This window comes from Bradyrhizobium sp. UFLA05-109 (assembly GCF_054185165.1).
In genome coordinates this window covers 1-21,019 of record NZ_JBBIAR010000097.1, presented here as the reverse complement: position 1 = coordinate 21,019, position 21,019 = coordinate 1, and the positions used below count along the sequence as shown (strand labels likewise).

Annotated in this window: 18 protein-coding genes and 1 tRNA gene; 4 read left to right on the top strand and 15 right to left on the bottom strand. The window is 60.6% G+C overall.

Annotated features, from left to right (window positions below; all coding sequences use genetic code 11):
* Positions 1 to 51 precede the first annotated feature (51 nt).
* The 9 genes from aspT to Q3C01_RS41130 all read right to left on the bottom strand — a co-directional run bounded on the left by aspT (position 52) and on the right by Q3C01_RS41130 (position 12,653).
* Entirely contained in the window at positions 52 to 1,743 is a 1,692-nt protein-coding gene (gene aspT, locus Q3C01_RS41170) for an aspartate-alanine antiporter (RefSeq protein WP_458151055.1), read from the bottom strand.
* 90 nt (positions 1,744 to 1,833) lie between these two features.
* Positions 1,834 to 3,243 carry an NAD(P)/FAD-dependent oxidoreductase gene (locus Q3C01_RS41165; protein WP_458151054.1) on the bottom strand — a complete coding sequence of 470 codons (1,410 nt, stop codon included), beginning with the start codon at positions 3,241 to 3,243 and terminating at the stop codon, positions 1,834 to 1,836.
* A 5-nt stretch (positions 3,244 to 3,248) separates the two neighbouring features.
* Positions 3,249 to 4,883 carry an NAD-dependent malic enzyme gene (locus Q3C01_RS41160; RefSeq protein WP_458151053.1) on the bottom strand — a complete coding sequence of 545 codons (1,635 nt, stop codon included), beginning with the start codon at positions 4,881 to 4,883 and terminating at the stop codon, positions 3,249 to 3,251.
* 50 nt (positions 4,884 to 4,933) lie between these two features.
* Positions 4,934 to 5,920 carry a cytochrome d ubiquinol oxidase subunit II gene (gene cydB / locus Q3C01_RS41155; protein WP_458151052.1) on the bottom strand — a complete coding sequence of 329 codons (987 nt, stop codon included), beginning with the start codon at positions 5,918 to 5,920 and terminating at the stop codon, positions 4,934 to 4,936.
* Between the two features lie 3 nt (positions 5,921 to 5,923).
* A complete protein-coding gene (locus Q3C01_RS41150; protein ID WP_458151051.1) occupies positions 5,924 to 7,336 on the bottom strand; it encodes a cytochrome ubiquinol oxidase subunit I in 1,413 nt (470 codons plus the stop codon).
* 11 nt (positions 7,337 to 7,347) lie between these two features.
* Entirely contained in the window at positions 7,348 to 9,081 is a 1,734-nt protein-coding gene (gene poxB / locus Q3C01_RS41145) for a ubiquinone-dependent pyruvate dehydrogenase (protein ID WP_458151050.1), read from the bottom strand.
* Between the two features lie 177 nt (positions 9,082 to 9,258).
* Positions 9,259 to 10,509 (bottom strand): threonine/serine exporter family protein, encoded by a 1,251-nt coding sequence (locus Q3C01_RS41140; protein ID WP_458151049.1) that lies wholly within the window; start codon positions 10,507 to 10,509, stop codon positions 9,259 to 9,261.
* A 36-nt stretch (positions 10,510 to 10,545) separates the two neighbouring features.
* The gene (gene fumC, locus Q3C01_RS41135; RefSeq protein WP_458151048.1) at positions 10,546 to 11,961 is read right to left on the bottom strand and encodes a class II fumarate hydratase; all 1,416 of its coding nucleotides are present in this window, start codon (positions 11,959 to 11,961) and stop codon (positions 10,546 to 10,548) included.
* Positions 11,958 to 12,653, bottom strand: coding sequence for a YoaK family protein (locus Q3C01_RS41130; protein WP_458151047.1), 696 nt, complete (start codon positions 12,651 to 12,653; stop codon positions 11,958 to 11,960). Before Q3C01_RS41130 ends, fumC begins: the two co-directional genes overlap by 4 nt.
* 616 nt (positions 12,654 to 13,269) lie before the next feature.
* Between Q3C01_RS41130 and Q3C01_RS41125 the strand changes: the two genes are divergently transcribed.
* Together Q3C01_RS41125 and hemA are read left to right on the top strand one after the other, a co-directional pair.
* Complete coding sequence (locus tag Q3C01_RS41125) at positions 13,270 to 13,503, top strand: DUF6894 family protein (RefSeq protein WP_458151046.1); 234 nt, start codon at positions 13,270 to 13,272, stop codon at positions 13,501 to 13,503.
* 134 nt (positions 13,504 to 13,637) lie between these two features.
* Positions 13,638 to 14,891, top strand: a complete 1,254-nt coding sequence (gene hemA / locus Q3C01_RS41120; protein ID WP_458151064.1) for a 5-aminolevulinate synthase — start codon at positions 13,638 to 13,640, stop codon at positions 14,889 to 14,891.
* A 110-nt stretch (positions 14,892 to 15,001) separates the two neighbouring features.
* Here hemA and Q3C01_RS41115 read toward each other — a convergent pair whose 3' ends face one another.
* The gene (locus Q3C01_RS41115; RefSeq protein WP_458151045.1) at positions 15,002 to 16,387 is read right to left on the bottom strand and encodes a tyrosine-type recombinase/integrase; all 1,386 of its coding nucleotides are present in this window, start codon (positions 16,385 to 16,387) and stop codon (positions 15,002 to 15,004) included.
* A 554-nt stretch (positions 16,388 to 16,941) separates the two neighbouring features.
* Positions 16,942 to 17,763, bottom strand: a complete 822-nt coding sequence (locus Q3C01_RS41110; RefSeq protein ID WP_458151044.1) for a tyrosine-type recombinase/integrase — start codon at positions 17,761 to 17,763, stop codon at positions 16,942 to 16,944.
* A gap of 762 nt (positions 17,764 to 18,525) precedes the next feature.
* On the opposite strand from Q3C01_RS41110, the gene Q3C01_RS41105 reads away from it, so the two are divergent.
* Positions 18,526 to 18,595: transfer RNA gene (locus Q3C01_RS41105), tRNA-Glu, on the top strand.
* Positions 18,596 to 18,985: 390 nt separating this feature from the next.
* A complete protein-coding gene (locus Q3C01_RS41100) occupies positions 18,986 to 19,168 on the top strand; it encodes a helix-turn-helix domain-containing protein (protein WP_458151043.1) in 183 nt (60 codons plus the stop codon).
* A 368-nt stretch (positions 19,169 to 19,536) separates the two neighbouring features.
* Here the strand turns inward: Q3C01_RS41100 and Q3C01_RS41095 are convergent, their stop codons facing one another.
* The 4 genes from Q3C01_RS41095 to Q3C01_RS41080 are packed head-to-tail and all read right to left on the bottom strand — an operon-like array spanning position 19,537 to position 20,825.
* On the bottom strand, positions 19,537 to 19,713 hold the full coding sequence (locus tag Q3C01_RS41095) for a hypothetical protein (RefSeq protein WP_458151042.1): 177 nt from the start codon (positions 19,711 to 19,713) through the stop codon (positions 19,537 to 19,539).
* A gap of 25 nt (positions 19,714 to 19,738) precedes the next feature.
* Complete coding sequence (locus Q3C01_RS41090) at positions 19,739 to 20,032, bottom strand: hypothetical protein (protein WP_458151041.1); 294 nt, start codon at positions 20,030 to 20,032, stop codon at positions 19,739 to 19,741.
* On the bottom strand, positions 19,990 to 20,454 hold the full coding sequence (locus tag Q3C01_RS41085) for a hypothetical protein (RefSeq protein WP_458151040.1): 465 nt from the start codon (positions 20,452 to 20,454) through the stop codon (positions 19,990 to 19,992). The genes Q3C01_RS41090 and Q3C01_RS41085 overlap by 43 nt, the downstream gene beginning before the upstream one ends.
* Positions 20,455 to 20,459: 5 nt before the next feature.
* On the bottom strand, positions 20,460 to 20,825 hold the full coding sequence (locus Q3C01_RS41080) for a hypothetical protein (protein WP_458151039.1): 366 nt from the start codon (positions 20,823 to 20,825) through the stop codon (positions 20,460 to 20,462).
* Positions 20,826 to 21,019 lie beyond the last annotated feature (194 nt).

Below are 21,019 nucleotides of genomic sequence, written 5' to 3'. Positions count from 1 at the left end.
AACGTCGGTATGTTCGTCTACCGACTGCTGCCTTCAGAGCGGCGACGTTGCTCATTTCATGACCAGCAGGATCGCGACGCCGAAGATCGCGAGCACGATGCGGCTGACTGCGTAAGGGATGGTGTACCCGATCGCCGGAATGGTGCTCTTGGCGGCTTCCTGAATCGCGCCCAGCGCCGGGGTCGCACTCCGGGCGCCTGCGCAGGCCCCGAGCAGGATGGCCGGATGAAACCTGAACAGGTACTTGCCGAGGACGAGGCCGACGATGAGCGGCACCAACGAGGCGAATATGCCGGCAACGAACAGGCTGATGCCGTAGCTCGCCAGGCCAGAGGCCAGGCCGGGACCGGCGTTCAAGCCGACCACGGCGAGGAAGCCAGAAAGGCCCACATTGTTGAACACCCAGAGCGCAGGTGCGGGGATGGCCCCGAACGTCCGATAGACGGAGCGCAGATACCCGAAAACCAGGCCGGCAATGAGCGTCCCCACGAAGGCACTGAGGCTAAGCGGAATGCCGGCGACATTGACCGTGATCAAGCCAACGAGACTGCCAATCACGATGCCCGCGCCCATGAAGGCGATGTCCGACCTGGACGTGCGGCGATCGGCGTAGCCGAGCGACGTCGCGAGATCTTCGACGAATTTCCGAGCGCCGCGCAGCGTCAGCACGTCCCGGCGCTGGATCACCAGGTCCGGGCTTGGCTCGATTGAGTGACCGGCGCGCGTGACGCGAAGCAGGAAAATGGAACGCCCAAAGCGCATGAGTTCGTCCTGTTCCAGTTCGCGAACGGTTCGATTGGCGGCAGCCTTCGTGGTGACGACGACGTCCATTTCCTCGACCACATAGGAGAGCAGCTCGGGATCCTCCACCTCGGGTCCGACGATCCGTTCGGCGGTGAGGAGCGCGCGTTGAGGGCCAGAGATCACAAGCGTTGCCCCTTTCTCGACCGGAGCATGCGCATCGGGCTCAAGAATCTTGTTCCCCTGGCGATAGCGCGTGATCATCGCGCCGTCCAAGACATCATTCAGGTCCCGCGGCGATCGTCCAGCGAGGTCGTCGTTCTCGAGTCGGTAGCTGCGCGTGGTCAGCGGCCGCGATGCGGATTCGACGCCTGGCTCGGTACCTTGCGTACCCATCTTGGCCTCGTATTGCTTGCACTCGTTCACCAGATCGATGCCCAGGAGCTTGGGTGCGAGCGTGGCCAGAAACCACGCTGATCCGACGGCGCCGAACGGGTAGGTCACGGCGTAGGCAATCGCGACCAGGCTGGCCATCGACGCGGTCTGTTGCGGATCAAGGCCGAGCTCGCCCATGTTGGCTGTTGCAACGCCAAGGGTACCGGAGTTCGTGTAGCTGCCCGCGAGCAGGCCTGCCGCAACTGCCGGGTCGTAACCGAGAAATCTTGCTGCGACATAGGCGGCCCCAAGGCCGGTGCAGCAAACAATCAGCGTAAATGCGACCTGCGGCAGTCCGTCCGTCTTGAGGGCGCGAATGAATACCGGCCCAACGCTATATCCGACGGCGAACAGGAACATCATGAAGAAGGTGTCCTGTACCGCGGGATCGATGTGGATATGGAGTTGTCCGATCAGAAGGCCAGCGATCAGTGTGCTTGTCACCGCACCGAGGCTGAACGTGCCAAACTTGAGATTACCGAACCAAAATCCGAGCGCGAGTGTGAGAAACAGCGCGATTACCGGATTGTGGCGTAAAGTGTCCGCAAAGGCTTGAAAAATCTGCACGACGATCTCCTTATTTGCTGATGCCGACTGATGCGAACGTTCGTCGCAATCTTTGCTTTTGGCGTGATGAGTGAGCGCGAAACTTCCCGCTCAATGGAGCTTCACCCGCGGGCTCGTTCGCCTCGACAGGGCGCGAGCAATTGCGCCGAAGATGGCGCCTGCGGTTCCGCGTAGCGCGCGCTCGTGCATGAGACGCAGCGAGTGGTACATCAGGCCCGCGATCAGCCCCTCGATGAAGACGCCGCGCCCGAACAGCAAGCCCGTCAGATTTCCGACAGTGCCCCAGTGCCCGAGTGACACCAGGGAGCCGAAGTCCCTGTACGTATAGGGAAGTAGCGGCGCTGAACGCAGCCGCCGTTCGATCTGACGCACCATGTGTGCTGCCTGCTGATGCGCCGCCTGCGCGCGTGGCGGAACGGGGGTGGACATGCCCGGCCGCGGACAGTCAGCACAGTCGCCGATCGCGAAAACGTTGGGGTCGTGGGTCGTCTCCAACGTCTGCTGCACCACGAGCTGGTTGGCGCGATTGACTTCCAGCCGGTCGAGGTCTCGCAACACCGAGGGCCCTTTGACCCCGGCTGCCCATACTACCAGCTCCGAGCTGATGAAGCTTCCATCGGCGAGCTTGAGGCCCTGCGCGGTCACTTCGACCACTCTGGCTCCGATACGAACTTCGATTCCCATCTGATCGAGAAGGCGTTGGGTCGCCTCGGAGATGCGCTCAGACAGCCCGGGCAGAACTCGATCCGCTGCTTCGATCAGCACGAGGCGTATGTCGCGCTCGGGATCGATGCGATCGAACCCGTAGGCGACCACTTCGCGTGCCGTGCGTTGCAGCTCCGCGGCGAGTTCCGTGCCGGTCGCACCGGCGCCGACGATCGCGACGTGCAACTGGCCGGGACGCACCTCGCCGGGCTGCGTCTGGGCGCGCAGGCACGCATTGACCAGCCGCCGATTGAAGCGCGCGGCCGCCGCCGGCGTTTCGAGTGCCACCGCATGCTCGGCAACGCCGGGCGTGCCGACGTCATTAGTGAGGCTGCCGATCGCGATGACCAGGGTGTCGTAGCCGATGGCGCGGGACGGGGTAATCTCGTGACCCTCGTCGTCGAAGCTGGCGGCCAGATGCACCTCCTTCCTGGCACGATCAAGCCCGGCTATCTCACCGAAGCGAAATCGGAAACCGTGCCAATGCGCTTGTGCGAGGTAGCTCAGCTCGTTGTCGCCCGGATCCAGGCTGCCCGCTGCGACTTCGTGCAGCAGCGGCTTCCAAACATGCGTCCGGGCGCAATCGACGAGTGCTATCTCTGCTCGTCCGCGCCGACCGAGACGGTCGCCGAGACGAGTCGCCAACTCCAGCCCGGCGGCACCGCCGCCGACAATGACGATCCGGTGAAGGTGCTGCTCGCCGGTTGGGGAAGCCGCGCGAGCCGGCGTATCCCCCCGCGCCGGCTCGATAACAGCATTTTCGGACGAACTCCGCAGTTCGAATGAGGGCGTCATCGAGCTTACTCCTGATACGCGGGACGATAAGCACGCGCGCGGATAAAAGCGCCGATATCCTTGGGCCGAGACACGCGCGCGAGGCCCTTGTCGAAGATGTGCTTGGCGACCTGCTCGGCGACGTGGAGCGAGGCTTCCAGGATCCGGCTCTGAGGCGGATAGATGAGACCGGTCGCGAGGTTCTCCTCCGTGACTTGGTCCGCCACGGCCTTGGCTGCAACGATGAACATCTCATCGGTCACCCGCGTCGCCTCCGTAGCGAGCACGGCCATGCCCATGGCGGGGAAAATGTACACGTTGTTGCCTTGGCCCGGCACCAATGTGCGCTCGCCAATCTTCACGGGCGGGAACGGGCTGCCGCTTGCGAAGATCGCGCGACCCTCGGACCAGCGATAGGCCTCTTCAGCCGTGCATTCCGAGCGCGACGTGGGGTTGGAATATGGAAAGATGATCGGCCGCTCGTTGATCTCCGCCATGGTCTCGATGACCTGCTGGTTGAACAGCTTCGGTACGGTGCTGACACCGATGATCCCAGTAGGCCTGAGTGCCTTGACCGCATCCACGAAAGTTGTGATTGGTGAATGCTCGATCGCAAAGGGCTTCTGGAAGTCGGCAAGATCTGTGCGCGATTTCACCATGAGGCCGTTGATATCGAAGAGGGCGTTGCGGGCGCGCGCCTCAGCGATATCCATGCCCTCCATTGCCATCGCCTGGCTGATGAGCTCCGCGATGCCGGTCGCTGCGGAGCCGCCGCCGAGGAAGAGGAAACGCTGCTCGGTGAGCTTGCTCTTGGAGATGCGCAGCGCCGCGAGGATGCCGGCCAGCGCGACGCTGGCGGTGCCCTGAATGTCATCGTTGAAGGTGCAGACCTTGTCACGATAGCGGGAGAGAATGGGGACGGCATTGAAGTTCGCGAAATCCTCCCACTGGATGCAGCACTTCGGGTAGAGGGCCTCGACGGCCGCGACGAACTCATCGACGAAGGAAACGTATTCGTCGCCGCGCACGCGTTGCTGGCGCCGGCCAAGATAGAGCGGGTCCTCGATCAGATTCTGGTTATTGGTGCCGACATCAAGAACGACCGGCAGGCAGTGTCGCGGCGGAACGCCGGCGCAGGCCGTGTAGAGCGCAAGCTTCCCGACCGGGATACCCATGCCCCCGTCGCCGAGATCGCCCAGACCGAGGATGCGCTCGCCGTCGGTGACGACGATGAAGCGCACGTCCTTTTCCGGCCAGTTGGACAGCAACTCCTTCAAGCGGCCGCGCGCGCTGATCGGCAGATAGATGCCCCGCGCCTCGCGGAAGATATGGCCGAACTTCTGACAAGCTTCGCCGACCGTCGGCGTATAGACGAGGGGCATGTAGGTCGCCGGATCCGACATCAGGACGGCGTAGTACAGCGTTTCGTTGCGCGCCTGCAGGTCCGACAGCACGAGGTACTTCTGTAGGTCGTCATCGAGATTGGTGATCTCGTCATGAATGCGGGCCACCTGATGCTCGATCGGAAGCACAGCAGGCGGCAGCAGGCCTTCGAGCCCATATGCGCGGCGCTCAGCCACAGTGAATGCAGTTCCCTTGTTCAAGCGCGGGCTGTGAAGCAGCTCAGTACCTGTCGGGCGCTCGTTATTCGCTTTGGTCATGTTGATACTCTCCTGTTGCAAGGTGGGTGGGTTGGGTGTGTTGGCTTCGCTTAGTAGTGTCGTGACGCTTTACTGATCTTTCCTCTGAAGACATGCAGGCTGATTGCGGTGTAGACGAGCATCAGGGGGAAGACGAAGAGACCTGCCCCCCAAAACATGAAGGCGAGGCTGGTATGGGGTGCTGCGGCCTCGACGATCGTGATCGAAAACGGGATCATGTAGGGCCAGAACGAGATCGCGAGCGTACCGAAGGCGGCCGCGAAGATAAGTGCGACCAAGGGGAATGGCACAGTGTCCTTGCGGGCGCGAACGCTGATGGCGAGAGCGATGGCGGCAAACGCTCCGGCTACGGGGAAGACAAATAGGTATGGACGTTCGATCCACCGCATCATGACCGGAAGGTCCTGGGCCAGGGCGCAGGCAAACACGATGATCAGGAAGGCGAGCAGCCCGCCCGACAGATACGGAATGATGCGATAAGCGCTGTCCCGCACCTCACCTTCACACTTGCGCACGAGCCAGCAGGCACCGAGCAAGGTGTAGCCGAGGCAGAGTCCGATACCGCAGAGGAGCGCAAACGGGCTTAGCCAGCCGAATTCGCCGCCGGAGTAGTGTCCGGCCGAAATCGGCAGGCCTTCGACCAAGGCACCGACGGTAAGTCCCTGCATGAAGGCGGCGACGAGCGAGCCGCCGGCAAAGCTCGCGTCCCAGACCCAACGCATGCTCGTCGTCTTGTACCGGAATTCGAACGCAACGCCGCGCAGGATCAACCCCGTGAGCATGAAGAGAAGCGGCAAATAGAACGCCGATAGCAGGGTCGCGTAGACGAGCGGAAAGGCTCCCCAAAGGACCACCCCGGTGACGACGAGCCAGGTTTCGTTGCCGTCCCAGATCGGCGCGATGGCGCTCATCATCGCAGCGCGCCGTCGTTCGTCGCGTGTGGCGCCGAAAAGGATGCCGATGCCAAGATCGAAGCCGTCGAGGAGCACGTAGAGCATTGTGCTGATTGCGAGAACGGCCACCCAGAAGAGGATCATCGGTTATTCTCCTGAAACAAGCAGAGCGGTGTCCGGCATGCCATGCTGGCCGGCAACGGACATCGGGCGGTTGGGGGTGGCACCGACCGGGGGCAGGGCGAGATCGCCGGCGGGGCCGCTGCGCAGCAGCCGGTAGACGTAGAAGGTGCCGAAGACAAAGAGGAAGACGTAAAGGGCGCAGAAGACGATGAGCGAGATCGAGGCTGCACGCGTCGTCAGAAACGGCGTCAGCGCATCAGCCGTCCGCAACACGCCATAGACTGTCCAGGGTTGCCGCCCGACCTCTGCAGTGAACCAGCCGGTCAATATGGCGATGTACGGCAAGGGAAAGCTAAGGAAGGTGCACCAGAGCAGCGCGCGGTATTGCTCAATGCGGTTCTTGTGGCTCAAGTAGGATCCGAGCCATGCGAGCGCCAGCATGAGGAGACCGCAGCCGACCATGATGCGGAACGCAAAGAACGGGATCAAGACCGGTGGACGATCCTGCGGCGGAAAGCTCGTCAAGCCGACTTCCTTCGAATCGAAGCTCATGCTGCCGATCAGGCTGCCGAGGATTGGCACCGAGATCGCATATCGGTTGCTCGCCGATGCTTCGTTCGGAAGCGCGAACAGGACTTCGCTGGCGGGCTGCTCGTCATGCCAGCGCCCCTCGATTGCCGCGAACTTGGCAGGTTGATAGTCGTGGACGTAGTCGCCGGTGAGGTGCCCGAAGAAAATCTGCACCGGAACGAGGATGGCAGCGAGATAAAGGCCCATGCGCAGCATCGTGCGGGCCTCGGCTTGGAATTTGCCCCGCAGCAGATACCAGGCTCCCGTCGCAGCCACACAGAAGGCGCCGGTCAGATAGGAAGCGAGCAGCATGTGCGGAAAGCGTACCCAAACGACCGGGCTGAAGATGATTTTGGCCCAATCGGCAGGAACGAACGTACCGTTCTGGACGACGTAGCCGACCGGCACCTGCATCCAGCTGTTGTTGACCATGATCCAGAACGCCGAGAGCGTGGTACCGAGCGCCACCATCGCTGTCGAAAGCAGGTAGAACCATGGAGCGACCCGTTGCCGCCCGAACAGAAGCACGCCGAAGAAGCTCGCTTCGAGCGCAAAGGCGGTGAAGGTTTCATAGGCGATGAGCGGACCCTGGATCGGACCGGAGATGCGCGAGAGTTCACTCCAGTTGGAGCCGAACTCGAAGGCCATCACGATGCCGGTGACGACCCCGAGCCCGAACACGACACCAAAGATCTTCAGCCAGAAATCGAAGACGCGGCGATACACCGGCCGGCCGGTGGCCAGATTTAGTGCCTCAAGGACGGTCAGCCATGCCGCCAATCCAATCGTGAAGGAGGGAAAAATGATGTGGAACGAGATTGTGAACGCGAACTGCAGCCGCGATAGAAGGAGCGCCGTCAGATCCATGGTGCGTCTCCTCAGCGCCAGAGATTCGTCTTGGCGAGGTCGATCACCTCGTCGGCCCGGCCGTTCATGATCGCCTTCGCCATGTAGAGCGAGAATCCCTTGGCCATTTCCACCGTGACTGATGGCGGCATGACAAGCTCGGTGCGGTTCACGACCGCGTCGATCAGGACAGGACCGTCATGGGCGAGGGCGGCGCCGACGGCCTCATCGACCTCCGACGCATCGGTGATCCTGATGCCGCGAATGCCGATGGCCTCCGCCATCGCCGCGAAATTCGGATTCTTTAGCTCGGTCCCGAAGTCGAGAAATCCGGTCGATTTCTGCTCGAGCTCGATGAAACCCAGCGATCCGTTGTTGAACACGACCACCTTCACCGGGAGATTGTACTGAGCGATCGTGAGCAGATCGCCCATCAGCATCGTGAACCCGCCATCTCCGGACATCGAGATGACCTGACGTTCGGGACAGGCTGTCTGAGCGCCGATGGCCTGGGCCATCGCATTTGCCATGGAGCCATGCCAGAACGAGCCGATCAGGCGGCGATGACCGTTCATCGCGAGATATCGCGCGGCCCAGACCGTCGGAAGGCCCACGTCACAAGTGAAAATGGCATCTCTGCCGGCGTGCGCACTCAGCGCACTGGCGATCTGCTGTGGATGAACCAATCCCTTTCGGCGGCTTCCGGTGGCGAGCTGATCGAGTTCGCTGCGGGCCCGGGCATAGTGCTGCTGGGCTTGAGCCAGATGTGCCTCATCCTGCTTTTGCTCGAGATGTGGGAGCAATGCCTGGATCGTTGCGCGGACATCTCCGACCAGAGCAAGGTCGACTGCCGCACGCCGCCCAAGGTGTTCCGGCCGGATGTCGACCTGGGCGATCCGGACAGCAGCGCCTTCGGGATAGAATTGGCGGTAGGGAAAATCCGTTCCTAGCATCAGGAGCACGTCGCAGTCCCGCATGGCGTAGTAGCCAGACGAAAAGCCGATCAGGCCGGTCATGCCCACATCGTAAGGATTATCCCATTCGACGTGCTCCTTGCCGCGCAGCGCATGCACCATTGGCGCATTCAATCGTTCGCCGAGCGCCAGCAATTCATCGTGTGCTCCCGCACATCCCGAACCACAAAGGATGGTCACGCGTCGGTCCCCACTGAGCAGCGCCGCAAGGCGGTCCAGATCCTCCTGGGATGGGGTGACAACAGGCGCCGACGGCAGCAGGCCTGAAACCTTGGGAAGGGGAGTATCGAGCGCCGGCTGCAACGCCACATCTCCCGGCATCACGATCACCGAGACGCCGCGCCTACCAACCGCCTCGCGGATGGCGACTTCTACTGCGCGTGGCATCTGGTTGGCGCCCGATACGAGTTCGCAATAGTGGCTGCACTCCTGAAACAACGTCTGCGGATGCGTCTCCTGGAAGTAGCCACTGCCGATCTCGGCCGACGGAATGTGCGCGGCGATAGCGAGCACGGGGACGTTCGAACGGTGACAATCGAACAATCCGTTGATCAGATGCAGATTGCCGGGCCCACAGCTTCCGGCGCAAACGGCGAGCGACCCAGTCAAGTGCGCTTCCGCACCAGCCGCGAACGCAGCGACCTCTTCGTGCCGCACGTGGATCCACTCGATCTTGCCCTGACGACGAACGGCATCTGTGAGGCCATTGAGGCTGTCACCCACGATTCCGTAAATCCGCTTGACGCCAGCATTGGCCAAGATCTCGGCGAACTGGTCTGCTACGGTTTTCATAGAGGCCTTCCTGATTGATTAGGAACTACAAGAGACGCGATGACTGCGGAGCCGCGATCGACGCGATTGAACAGGCTCGAATGAATTCAACGATGCAGGATTTTTTCAGCGGCGGCTTTGCATGGATTGATGAGGCTTTGTCAGTTCTTGATGCCAATCGCAGGCCGGGCGCTCGCTTCACTTCGCCGAACGTCCGTGCGAATTGGCAAAGTTGTCGATCACCATCTTCGGAACAATCAGCCCGATGCTCATTGCCAGGATTACTGCGACAGCAGTTGTACCGTCGGCGATCGTGGCGCCGACAAGTTCCGAGGTGGTCTGCGCCGAACCGGCAAGCTCTGTCAGTCCACTCGTCATCCTGAAGATGTAGATCCCCGGGATCATCGATACGACGGACGCGAACCCGACAGCCGCAAATGGCAGGTGCAGGCGATGCGACACTGGCGTGAGCAGTATGCCGACGACAAGGCAAGCAACGAAAGCGCCGGCCGCGATCCCAGATCCGAGCCAGGCGATTGCGACCCAACGCAGGGCGTGAGCCAGCATGCCGACCAAGACCGGCCAAGCCAGCATATTCAGTGGCATTGAGAAGAACACGCTGAAGCAGACCACGGCGACGCCGGCTGCAATGACGTCGAGCCAGAACGGCACCGCCACCGCCGGCGGGTCGATCGGCAGGTACTCATGCATGGCTGTGAGTCCCAGCAGCAGTCCGATCGAGATTGCCACGACGATAAGTCCGGCATAGCCAAGGCGGGCGGCGCCGAGATGGATGCGTCCCGCGATCAAGTCGATCGCTCCGTTGAGAACGTGCGGTCCTGGAACCAGCACCATGCCGGGACATACAACAACGAGCCGTAGCGCTGAGCTCAACTGGTAACGAGCCGCCAGTCCGCCGATCAGACCTGCAAGCAAGGCTGCGGCGAATGGCTGGAGGAGGATGTTCGGACTCAGGGTGGAAATAGAGCGACGTAGCAGGGCGCCGGCGCCCGCGCTTACGAACACCACTAGCGCTGCGGGCCCGTGCTGAAGGCCGAAGATGACGGCAAGAGCGACCGCACCGACGGCGGCAGCCAGGGCAAACATCCACGTCGGGGCCAGCGGCGCCTTGGCGATGGTGTCAATCCGTCTGTAAGCCTGCTCTGGCGAAAGACGGTCGGCCTCGACGTCCGCGACGGCCTGCATCGCGGAAGCAACGCGATCCATGTCGACACCGACTGGATCCGCCGCGACGTATGAGATCGGCGTCATCCGATCGTTCTCGACTCGCAATTTCAGCTCGCCCCAGCGCGGCAGCAACTCGGCGTCGATACCGAGCTTGTTGCCGAGCCGGCGGACAACAGAGATGATCTGATCGGTTGTCTGACCATTCACAAAAAGTACTTTTGCGAATGCAAGGATCAACTTCGATTGTTCCTCGAAGGTCATGACTGCTTCCACGATCGGTGGCAGATTCGCAGACGGTCATCCGCCCAGGCCGCCCGTGGCGACGTAAGGTTTGACCATCTTGGCCGGGTCGACGATGCGGTCGAACGTCTGCTCGTCCACGAAACCGAGCTTGAGGGCAGCCTCTCTCAGGGTGAGGTCGTGTTCCGCAGCGTGATGCGCGATCTTGGAAGCCTTGTCGTAGCCAATCACGGGCGCCAGCGCCGTCACCAGCATCAACGAACGGTTCACGTACTCGCTGATCGTCTTCCGGTTCGGCTGTGTGCCTTCAACGAGAAACTTGCGGAAGTTCGTGCAGCCGTCGGAGAGAAGAGTGATCGAGTGGGTAACGCTGAAGATCATGAGAGGCTTGTAGACGTTCATCTCGAGATATCCTCCCGCCCCGCCGAAGCCCGCGCCGATATCGTTCGCCATGACCTGCACGGTAATCATTGCCAGCGCTTCGGCCTGGGTCGGATTGACCTTGCCAGGCATGATCGAGGAGCCGGGCTCGTTCTCCGGGATCAGGAGTTCGGCGAAACCGGCGCGCGGCCCGCAGGAGAGCAGCCGAATGTCGTTGGCGATCTTGTAGAGCGACACCGCAAGCGTACGCAGCGTCCCGGAGAGCTGAACCAGCGCATCATGTGCGCCCTGGACGGTGAACTTGTTGGGCGCTGTGACGAACGGCAGCCCGGTGAAACCGGCAATCTCGGCCGCCACCGCTTCGGCAAAACCCGGGGCAACGTTGATTCCGGTCCCCACGGCCGTGCCACCCAAGGCGAGCCGATAGACACCCTTCAATGCGTCTTCGATCCGATCGATGTCGTCGGACAGCATGCCCGCATAGCCTGACCATTCCTGGCCGAGCGTAAGCGGCGTGGCGTCCTGCATGTGGGTGCGGCCGATCTTGACGATATCGTCCCATTCCGCCGCCTTCGCGGCGATGGCATCGCGCAGCGCAGCGACTGCGGGAATCAGGCGGGACTTCGCATTGACGGCGGCCGCGATATACATCGCCGACGGAAAGCTGTCGTTCGACGATTGCGACATGTTGACATGATCGTTGGGATGAATCGGCGTTTTGCTGCCGAGCGCCGTCCCGGCGAGCTGACAGCAGCGGTTCGACACCACCTCGTTGACGTTCATGTTGAACTGCGTGCCGCTGCCGGTCATCCAGACGTGCAGCGGGAACATGTCGTGGTGCTGGCCGGCGAGGATTTCGTCGCAGACCCGGGTAATCAGATCGTGAGCTTGAGCGGGCAACCGGCCGCCGGCGTGGTTGGCGGCGGCAGCGCAGCGCTTGAGAATTGCGTAGGCGGTGATCATCTCGCGAGGGATCAGGTCGTGACCGATGCTGAAGTGCTCGAGGGAGCGCTGCGTTTGCGCCCCCCACAGCTTATCCGCGGGTACTTCGACCTTGCCCAGGCTGTCTGATTCTACCCTAATTGCGGTCATGTCGGATCTCTCCTGTTCGATGAGCGGTCAGTTTCGGCGTGGTGAGGGATGGGAGTCAGGCTCAACGCCACGGCGAGGAATGCGAGGCTGACTGGCAGCACGACCGCTTTCAGTCCGAGAGCCGCCTCGCAGGCCCCCCCAAGGGCGCAGCCGATTAGAAATCCGAGGATTGCCGGCCAGGTATGGCTGGCGCGACGGCGCGCACTAGCAACGCTGACCGCATTTCGCCCGAGGAGGATTTCAGCTACGTCTATCGCATAGAGGGTGATGTTGGTGGTCATGATCGCCGTGCCCGGCGCTTCCCTCAAGGAGAGGCGCACGAGGGCGTTCTGAACAGCCATCGCCAAGACGCCGAGCATTCCGGCCAGCGCCATGATCGCAGCGTCGTGACCAACATAGGGACCGGCGGCGAGGCAGACGGCGAGGAACGCCAGCAGCAAGACGAATTGCAGCAGGAGCAGGGGCACCAGGGAAGCGATCCCAATTCGCTCCAAAGCGGCTGCGAGTACCTTCGCAAGTACAAGCCCGGCTATGAAGACAGGAACGGCGATCAGATACGACATCGGCGCTTGCTCGCCGGCGACAAGCCTCGCAGCGAGAACCACGAGATTACCAGTAACATGCGCGGTGAACAGTCCGTTCAGTCCCAGAAAGCCGATAGTGTCCGTACTTCCGGCGATGATGCTCAGCACAATCGGGAGCGCCCCCATCGCAACTGAATCATCAACCGGCGGGGTTCGCCCGCCGGCGTCCCGATCGTGAGGAGGGGCAATCGCCGGACGGACACTTCCCGACCCAACAAGTTTCTGATGTGGCGGCATGCGAGACGACTTGATGTCCGTAAAACATCCGGAAATGTCCGAAGGCACCCCTTTCAGCAGGGGTGCTTCAATTCCCGTTCATGAAGTCGAAGATAGCGATGCGACTGGTCGCAGGCTTTTCATCGCTTGCTGTGGCCTTGTCATCAGTTGATGACGAGATTGAAGCGCGAGCGAGCTGCAGGTTCGCGCCAGATGTGGAAGGGGAACGCCGACATCCGCTAACGAAAGATCAAATCGTTTGTTGCCGCCAAGCTATTCAGGCGAATCGGGCGATTAGAAAAATGCCGGACGCTAAGAAATGACAATGCCTCATCAACCTACGCAAAGCCAAGGCTGTCGAAGCCTGAATTAATGGAATCATCCGAGCCGGATCAATCAGGATGCGCATCAAAGTTGTCTTGATCGCTTCCGTCTTTCGGACCGCGCGGTCGAAGACACCGGCAACGGTGAGATATCGTGGCTACGCGCTCCCTTGAAGGAGATGAACATGACCCAGGTATACTTCCACTGCTCCAATACGAAGAAGGTGTTCCTCGATCGCTGCGGCGCCGTGGTACGCGACCTCGCTGAGGCGCGCGATCATGCGACGCGCGTCGTGCAATCCTTCACCAACGAGCGCTGCCTCGAGGATTGGCGTGACTGGGTGCTGCATGTCAGCGACGATCAGGGCGATGAGCTCTTTGTCGTGCCCTTCAGTTTCGTGCTCGGTAAGCCGCACTGAGGGGCGCCGCCCTCCGAGCGTTCGCCGTGGCCCCGGCAAAGTCCTCTCCCTCCCGAGGATCGACCGCGCTCTGCTCGAGGGCTCGCATGTACGTAGACTTAGAAAGCAAGGTTAAACAATTTCGGGTGTACTTCGTGACTTATGATCATTTCTTTTCCGCTGCACTTGCCCGGCTGCACGCCGAGCGGCGCTACCGCGTGTTCGCCGATCTCGAGCGAATCGCTGGGCGATTTCCGCACGCAATATGGCATTCCCCGGACGGCCCACGCCCGGTAGTGATCTGGTGCTCGAATGATTACCTTGGCATGGGCCAGCACCCGAAGGTGATCAGCGCGATGGTCGAGGCAACCATTGAGATGGGCGCTGGCGCGGGTGGCACCCGCAACATTTCAGGCACCCACCACCCGCTGGTCGAATTGGAGCGCGAGGTCGCCGACCTGCACGGCAAGCAAGCGGCACTGGTCTTCACATCGGGCTACGTGTCCAATGAGACCGGCATCTCGACGATCGCGAAGCTGCTGCCGGATTGCGTGATTCTGTCGGACGTCTTGAACCACAATTCGATGATCGAAGGCGTACGGCGAGCCGGCGTGGAAAAGAAGATCTGGCGCCACAACGACGTCGGCCATCTCGAAGAATTGCTGGCGGCGGAGCCGCCGGAGCGGCCGAAGTTGATCGTGTTCGAGGCGGTCTACTCGATGGACGGCGATGTGGCGCCGGTAAACCTCATTTGTGATCTCGCGGAGCACTACGGCGCCATGACCTATATCGACGAGGTTCATTCAACGGGCATGTATGGCCCGCGCGGGGCCGGCATCGCCGTGCGTGAGGGCGCCTCACATCGTATTGACGTGGTCGAGGGAACGCTGGCGAAGGCATTCGGATGCCTGGGTGGCTATATCGCTGGAAGCACTGACCTCATTGACGCTGTGCGCTCTTACGCGCCGGGATTCATTTTCACCACCGCGCTGCCGCCCGCGGTCTGTGCCGCCGCGACCGCGGCAGTGCGGCACCTCAAGACCTCGCAATGGGAACGCGACCACCATCAGGAACGCGCCGCGCGGGTCAAGTCCGTGCTCAATGCGTCGGGCCTGCCGGTCATGCCCAATGAAACCCACATTGTGCCGCTTATCGTGGGTGACCCGGAGAAGTGCAAGGAAGCGGGCGATCTCCTGCTCGCCGAGCACGGCATCTATGTCCAGCCGATCAACTACCCGACCGTCCCGCGCGGCACCGAGCGGCTGCGCATCACACCGACGCCGTATCATGATGACACGCTTGTCGACCGGCTTGCCGAGGCCTTGGTCGATGTATGGGGACGTGTTGGATTGCCGCTAAGCAGGACTTGCTCGCGACAGACTGAATACATCCGCTGGGCATTCCCCTAGGGGCGGTCGCGCGGCCAAGCTCCCTGTTCGTAAGATGTCGTTGGCTTAGCTCAAACTTCCCGGTGATGGATTGGACCGATCATGAACCAGCGTAGACGTGCTGAAAGTTTTCAACGCGCCGAGCTCCAGATTGATCCTTGCTCAAGTTGAGCAACCGGCCGGGCTACGATCTGTTTTCCGTCGGTTGACGCCAGTTGAGTTGCACGTCGGCTGCCACCCTTTCCGAGCCAATCCTGGAGCGAACCTTCCTGGGTTAGCGGTGCGCTCAGCGCAGCAAACACGGCGCTGCTGATCGCCTGCTGCTGGCTGCGGAGATGACCTTCGAGAAGCTTATGCCGCGTGATGTAGCCGGCGTTTACTCCGGGAATGGAGTGGTTCATGAGGAGTTTGGCGTCAACTTCCGAAACACCGGCTGCTGTTGCAATCGTGCGGAAGGTTTGACGGAAGTCGTTGCCCCACTTCGATAGGATTTTGCGGTCCTCCTTCGTTTCCGACAAATGCCCCGATTCGCTGTCGGCCGGGAAGACCCACTTTGGTGCTTGACCTGGATACATTTGCCTGCCGTACCGGATTGCGCGGACCAGGCAAAGGATCATCTGTCGCGACAACGGAATATCGAAGGCCTTCTTCTTGCCTCCCTTTGGTCTAGGGACGTGCAGCGTGCGGCGCCGAATATCGATGTGTTCTGGCTTGGCCTCCTGGAGCGCGGTAGGCCGAGAACCGCAAAGAAGAGTGAAGAGGTGGAACTCTCTACGCACGGGATTATCTAAGGCGGCGAGCTGCGCGAACCAGCCCTTCAGATCGACCGCGCCCATCCCGGTGTTGCGGCGCTCCTCCACATTCCAATCGACCGCATCGGCTGGATTATCCGATGGCAAAGACCTGTTCGTCTTCCGAGCATGATTGTAGATGGCCCGCAGGGTCCTCATGCTGCCGTTGGCCATGTATGGCCCGCTCTCGCTTGTGACTCTGTCGTGTTTCTTGGCCACCCGAGCCGGATCGGTTGCGAGCTCATGGAGAGGTGTATCGAGCCATTCCGCAAAAATTCGGTCGACGTGATCGCGGTAGCCCTCGATGGTCTTTTCGCTGCGGTTCTTCCGGATCGGATGCGCCTCCAGGTATCGCTGCCAAGCCTGCTTGAGCGTGATGCTCGCGGCCGTCCCGCTAATTGCCATCACCGGAACGGGATGAGCTCCTTCGATTTGTTTCTCGTCCTTCGGGTGGCGCCCTCGGCTAATCTGGGCTAAATATTCCTTGGCAGTGGCGCGCGCAGCTCGGGTCGACATCTCGCTGGCGTCGCCGATGGAAACCCTGATGGATGAAGCCCGCTTGCCGCCCAGCCTGAGGTCGCCTTGGACGGTGAAGGTCCTCTTTCGTTTTCCGATAACGACAAAGAAGCCTTTCAATTCTGTGTCTCGCGCGAGGTACCAGCCTTCCTTCGGCGCGGGTAATTGAGCGATGGTCTTATCAGTAAGAGAAATTCGAATATCGGTCATGGCGAGAGTCCACGGCCGCCAAAACGGTTTTCAAACGGTGTTGGCGGATTGAGCAGTTGGAAGGTTTGAGTTCGACGGAGCGCGAAACTATGCGAGAAGCACCTATAAACAAAGGGTTTATCGAATACTCGTCGTAGCGCGGCGTGTGTCTAGAAACAGCAGCGAAGGGGTGATCCTGAACTCTTAATCAGCGGGTCCCAGGTTCGAGCCCTGGTGCGCCCACCAAGCAAATCAAGCACTTACAGCGGTGCACCTCAGAACGGACTTTTCAGTTTGACGTCCGGTTTGAGAAATTTGTTCGTCCTCCGTACTCTCGGTTGAGAATTGGCGGGATGGCTGCGCGTTACCACAGCGGCTAGCTCGTTTCCCGGCGGCGTGGAGCTCTTCTCCCACGCAGAAGCCTTGGCGACCGAGGACGCCTTCACCTGGATCTGTCCTCATCCCAAACTCACATCTGTTCTAGCCGTACGTTTCGCTCAACTTCTTGATCGCGGACTCCGCGAGCTCGAGCCGGCCGCCCAGATAATGCGCATCCAAGATCTCCTGAACCGCCTTCATGAATGGCCGGTGATCGCCGCGATTTCGGGAACTGAGCAATTCGATAGCGCGAGGCGCGTAACGGCAGTGCCCCGCAGATCGTGGAAGTGCAAATCCTCCAGCGAAGTCCTCTTGAACGCCTTGTCCCAACTCGTCCTAAAGCCGTCCTCTGTCCAGGGCCGGCCAAATGAATTGACCAAAATGGTGACGGCCGAGCGCTCCTCTTTCAGCGCAGCGTCCAGCGCGGCTTTGAGCGGTGGCCCGACTGGGATGGTCACTCGGCGCCTTCCCTTGCTCCCGCGTCCCTTTGACTGACGCATCCTGATGTACGTGCCATCGTAATCCTTCCAGGTGAGCCGCAGCAGGTCACCCTGGCGCTGGCCCGTCCATAGCGCAAGCAGGAGAGCGGCCTGCAATTCAACGGAGGCAACCGCGCAGAAGGCGCGGATGTCTTCTGCGGTCCAGATTATTTCTGATCGATCAGATTCATAGAGCCGGCCACCGCGCTCACAGACGTTTACGGCGATCTTGCCCCGATCCTTCGCAACCGACAGAACACGAGCGATGGTCGTCCATACGTAGTCCGCCTTGCGCGGCGTATCGGAAAATGAATCACGAAATTCCTTGAAGTCCCCGCGCGCGCGTTTGTCTTCGAGAGCGCCGATTGGCATCGGGCCGAACTTGGCCCCGATGAGCTTGAGGTATCCGTCATAAGCGCGCTTACTTTTGTCGCCGAGATCTTTGTACTCGCTGCAGTCCTTAAAATAGTCGATCAGTGAGCTAAACGTCTCGGCCTTCTTGTTCGCGTACGAGGCGACTGCTTTATTGTAGAGGCGCATAAACTCCGGCGTGCCGGGTTCCGCGTCGATGCGCGGGCCGCCCTTCCAAGCGTACCAGTAGGTCTTTGACAGTACCGTCAGAGAGCTTTTTTATCGACCAGTTGATGCCCTTCAGCTGCACTCGCATTCCGGGATGCCTTCCATGCGTCGTATGGTGATAATTGAGCTTCAATTTTAGGCTGCAAACCGGATAGCCGGTCAAGGGCTGCGTCGATAGCTTTTCTGTCCCATTTGCGTGGGAATCGGTCTCGGCATGATTCCGCGGCGAACCCACTCGTTGAACGCTGAAAGCGACTCGCAGCCTGCGTAAGCCGCAGCTTGTTCTTTCGACATACCACGCGGCTCGATCATTCGGTGCTCCCACCGCCCGATAGTTTGGAGTTGCTGAATTTTAATCAAAGCCGAGAAGATTGCCGGCGAAAGAGGGGGAAGCGCCCGTCGTACGTTCGGCTGGTGTGGAGTAGAAATCGGACAGGCGAGTGTGTGCGAATGAACTGGCTTGCCGATCCATGAGATCGAGTTGCGCCTGGTGCAGCTATCCCTACTTCGTTCGACAATATTCAGATTTCACCAGCAAACGAGCGGGGTTCGGTCCTGCAACCAGACCGTTATGAGCGGCAGACTATCGATCAGCCTCGTTGTTTTTCCTGCGGTTTCCTCTGTGTTCGATTGGGTTTGTTGCGTTTCGATGAGGTTCTTTTTGGTGCGAAACTGGTGCGGTCACGCCTGCTCGTGCAGATGCGCCGGGATTGACTTTCCATAGGATCGCTGAGCCGATCGACTCGGCCCTCTCAAGGCTGAAACAGGGGTTCGATTCCCCTAGGGAGCGCCAGCAATCTCAGGCACTTAGTTTGCCATCAACCGCCTTCGTTGAATAATGGTTGAATAAGACGCTGGTGAACAGCGGCGGACGCTTGCGAAATCTGCCTGCCGATATTGGCAGACAAGCCTCGGCGCGCTGCCTCACTGTGGCTGGGCAAAAAAATCCCCGTCGCCCGTGGTGTCCGGAAATATTCAAACCGCCGCTGACGTGCGCTGTCGTACGCGAGCGCCCTCAGATGCTCGCATTGACGTTGCCCATCGCCCCAATCAACTCTCGTCCCGTCGAGCTTTGTGCGAGTATGGAGGGCAGCGACGCGTGAGATACAATCGACGAGAGAAAACTGGCGGGCAACCGCCACAAGTCAGTTTATCCGCTCCGAGAGCTGCCGAACCGAGCACGATGCCATTCGCCCAGCGGCTCACCTGCACGATTGACGATGCATGCGAAGTGACCGGCTTGGGACGCACGAAGCTTTACGAGTTGATAGGAGCCGGGCGTATCGTCACGACAACGATCGGACGTCGGCGACTAGTTTTGGTGCGATCACTTCTGGCGCTGATTGACACCAACATGTCGAACTAATGGACGTGCGACCTAAGGGAGCAACCCCACGTTCAATGTGCATTTCTTCAACCACTCATTTTGTTGACACGACCGTGCTCCCTTAGTCACGTTCAACATATGATTGACAACCGTGGCAACTGCGATCGCGCGGTTGTCGCCGAACGAGCCGTCGCGATCTCCAGAGCTGCTTTAACCGATTCCGGCATAAGCCTACGATCAGGCGCTTGACCACCGACCAAACGCCTTCATTTGCGCCTCACCCTTCTCCGCGATTATCCTAGGTCGATGCGGAAGGCTTCCTTCGCCGTCTTTTCGGCGACGCTGCGAGCGTTTCCCACCCCGTGAAGCCGCGCGGGATTGCGCCGGCTATCCCGCTTGAGAGCCGGTTAATTGCGTGCCGCCAGCGCCGCGGCACGGATTTCGTCGCGGCGGTCTGGCCGTTCCTGCAAAAGCTCTTCGAAGATTACCGCACGCAGGCACTGCGCTGCGATGATCTCAACATCCACTATCGGGTCTGCGCCGTAGTCCGCATAATACTTGTGGTACTTGCCGGCATCGTGCACATCTGGCGCGCCGCCGTGGATAACGCTAGCTAGCGCGCAGACTCATGAGAAGCCTGAGACGTTCATAGGGATACGTTTCAAAGCCGTGCTTCGCTGCCGCTTCGATGATCGCTTGCGTCGCGCGGCCCGGGTCGCCCAAAATCGAGTCCATGGCCATGAAGATATGCGCGAAGCTCTCATTGGGCTTCAGCGGCCAGGCGCGGTAGAAATATTCGAGCGCGCGGCAATGCTTGACGTCGGTGTTGTCGCCGGATGAGAGCTTCTCGCCAATACGTTTCAGCCACGGATGGTCGCATGCCTCGATGGTGGCGTTGTGCATAAGGGGTGGCACGGCGGGGGCACTGAGGATTCGGTGACGCCGGACTGTGCGACTGTACAGCGGCCGCCGTAGTTGTGTCTGCCGCTGAACATCTTTCGCTCATGGCGCGGCAGGGTGAGCGCGAGCGCCCCAAGGATCGCCGCCTTCCGCTTTTCCGCCATCTCGAAGTTCGGGGCACGGACTGCAAGCCATGCGGCGACGAGCTCGCGGCCGCGGTCCGGGTTGACGCATGAAAAACGGTCGGGGGAAAGCGGGTTAGACGGATGAATGCCGAGCCACGCATGGGTCAGGGATAACGGCTTGAGGAAGCTGAATTCCGACCCGTCGAAATCTTCCTCCACGATTACCGGCACCAACGGATAGAGCGTCAATCCAGTTTCTGGCGTGAAGATTGGGGAGGCAACAAGGTACCCCGCCAGCATGTTCTTCACCTGCCATGAGTCACATCGGCAAGATTGCCGTGCACATCCTGGAACATCACGCGCTCGCCGATGGGCCAGAAGTGGTCTATGACAAAGTTCTGCAGCAGGCTCTGGAGAGCCCGCACCTCCATCTGCCGCAGATGCGCCGGGCCGTGTTGCCGCACAAAGAGGGTAGCCTCGGTCAGCCCCTTGGGATCGTAGAAGATCTCGGTGCCGAGGCGTCGCTCGAACAGTGATGCGCCGATATGCCCAAAAAGGAAGCGGCATGACAATCCGCCGCCGCCATCCTTCATGGAGATCGAGCGCAGAAGGCACTCAATCGCTTGCCGGCAAATGGCTTCGGTGGTGGCCTTCGTTTCATCCTGTTCCATAAAAAGCATTTTCGTTGATTCACGTTGTATGGGAAAGATGCCCGGACGGTCGTTATGGCTTGACTGGGCGGCGGGCGTGCATCTATTCCGTCAGCCACTCAAGCGCGACATTCCCGTCTGTCATTCGGCCTGCAATATTGCCCCCCTAAGCCGGGGGATCGGCGTCCAAAATTGACCCCCTGTAGGTTGGTCTG

Excerpts from the sequence above, each read along its gene's own strand:
- Q3C01_RS41115 (WP_458151045.1), bottom strand. The coding sequence starts at position 16,387 with ATGACCGATATTCGAATTTCTCTTACTGATAAGACCATCGCTCAATTA.
- Q3C01_RS41110 (WP_458151044.1), bottom strand. The coding sequence starts at position 17,763 with ATGCGCCTCTACAATAAAGCAGTCGCCTCGTACGCGAACAAGAAGGCC.
- cydB (WP_458151052.1), bottom strand. The coding sequence starts at position 5,920 with ATGATCCTCTTCTGGGTGGCCGTTCTCGCAATCAGCACAATGCTCTAC.
- Q3C01_RS41080 (WP_458151039.1), bottom strand. The coding sequence starts at position 20,825 with ATGGAACAGGATGAAACGAAGGCCACCACCGAAGCCATTTGCCGGCAA.
- fumC (WP_458151048.1), bottom strand. The coding sequence starts at position 11,961 with ATGACCGCAATTAGGGTAGAATCAGACAGCCTGGGCAAGGTCGAAGTA.
- Q3C01_RS41125 (WP_458151046.1), top strand. The coding sequence starts at position 13,270 with ATGACCCAGGTATACTTCCACTGCTCCAATACGAAGAAGGTGTTCCTC.
- Q3C01_RS41085 (WP_458151040.1), bottom strand. The coding sequence starts at position 20,454 with ATGCTGGCGGGGTACCTTGTTGCCTCCCCAATCTTCACGCCAGAAACT.
- Q3C01_RS41160 (WP_458151053.1), bottom strand. The coding sequence starts at position 4,883 with ATGACCAAAGCGAATAACGAGCGCCCGACAGGTACTGAGCTGCTTCAC.
- Q3C01_RS41100 (WP_458151043.1), top strand. The coding sequence starts at position 18,986 with ATGCCATTCGCCCAGCGGCTCACCTGCACGATTGACGATGCATGCGAA.
- poxB (WP_458151050.1), bottom strand. The coding sequence starts at position 9,081 with ATGAAAACCGTAGCAGACCAGTTCGCCGAGATCTTGGCCAATGCTGGC.
- Q3C01_RS41165 (WP_458151054.1), bottom strand. The coding sequence starts at position 3,243 with ATGACGCCCTCATTCGAACTGCGGAGTTCGTCCGAAAATGCTGTTATC.
- Q3C01_RS41150 (WP_458151051.1), bottom strand. The coding sequence starts at position 7,336 with ATGGATCTGACGGCGCTCCTTCTATCGCGGCTGCAGTTCGCGTTCACA.
- Q3C01_RS41090 (WP_458151041.1), bottom strand. The coding sequence starts at position 20,032 with ATGCACAACGCCACCATCGAGGCATGCGACCATCCGTGGCTGAAACGT.
- Q3C01_RS41140 (WP_458151049.1), bottom strand. The coding sequence starts at position 10,509 with ATGACCTTCGAGGAACAATCGAAGTTGATCCTTGCATTCGCAAAAGTA.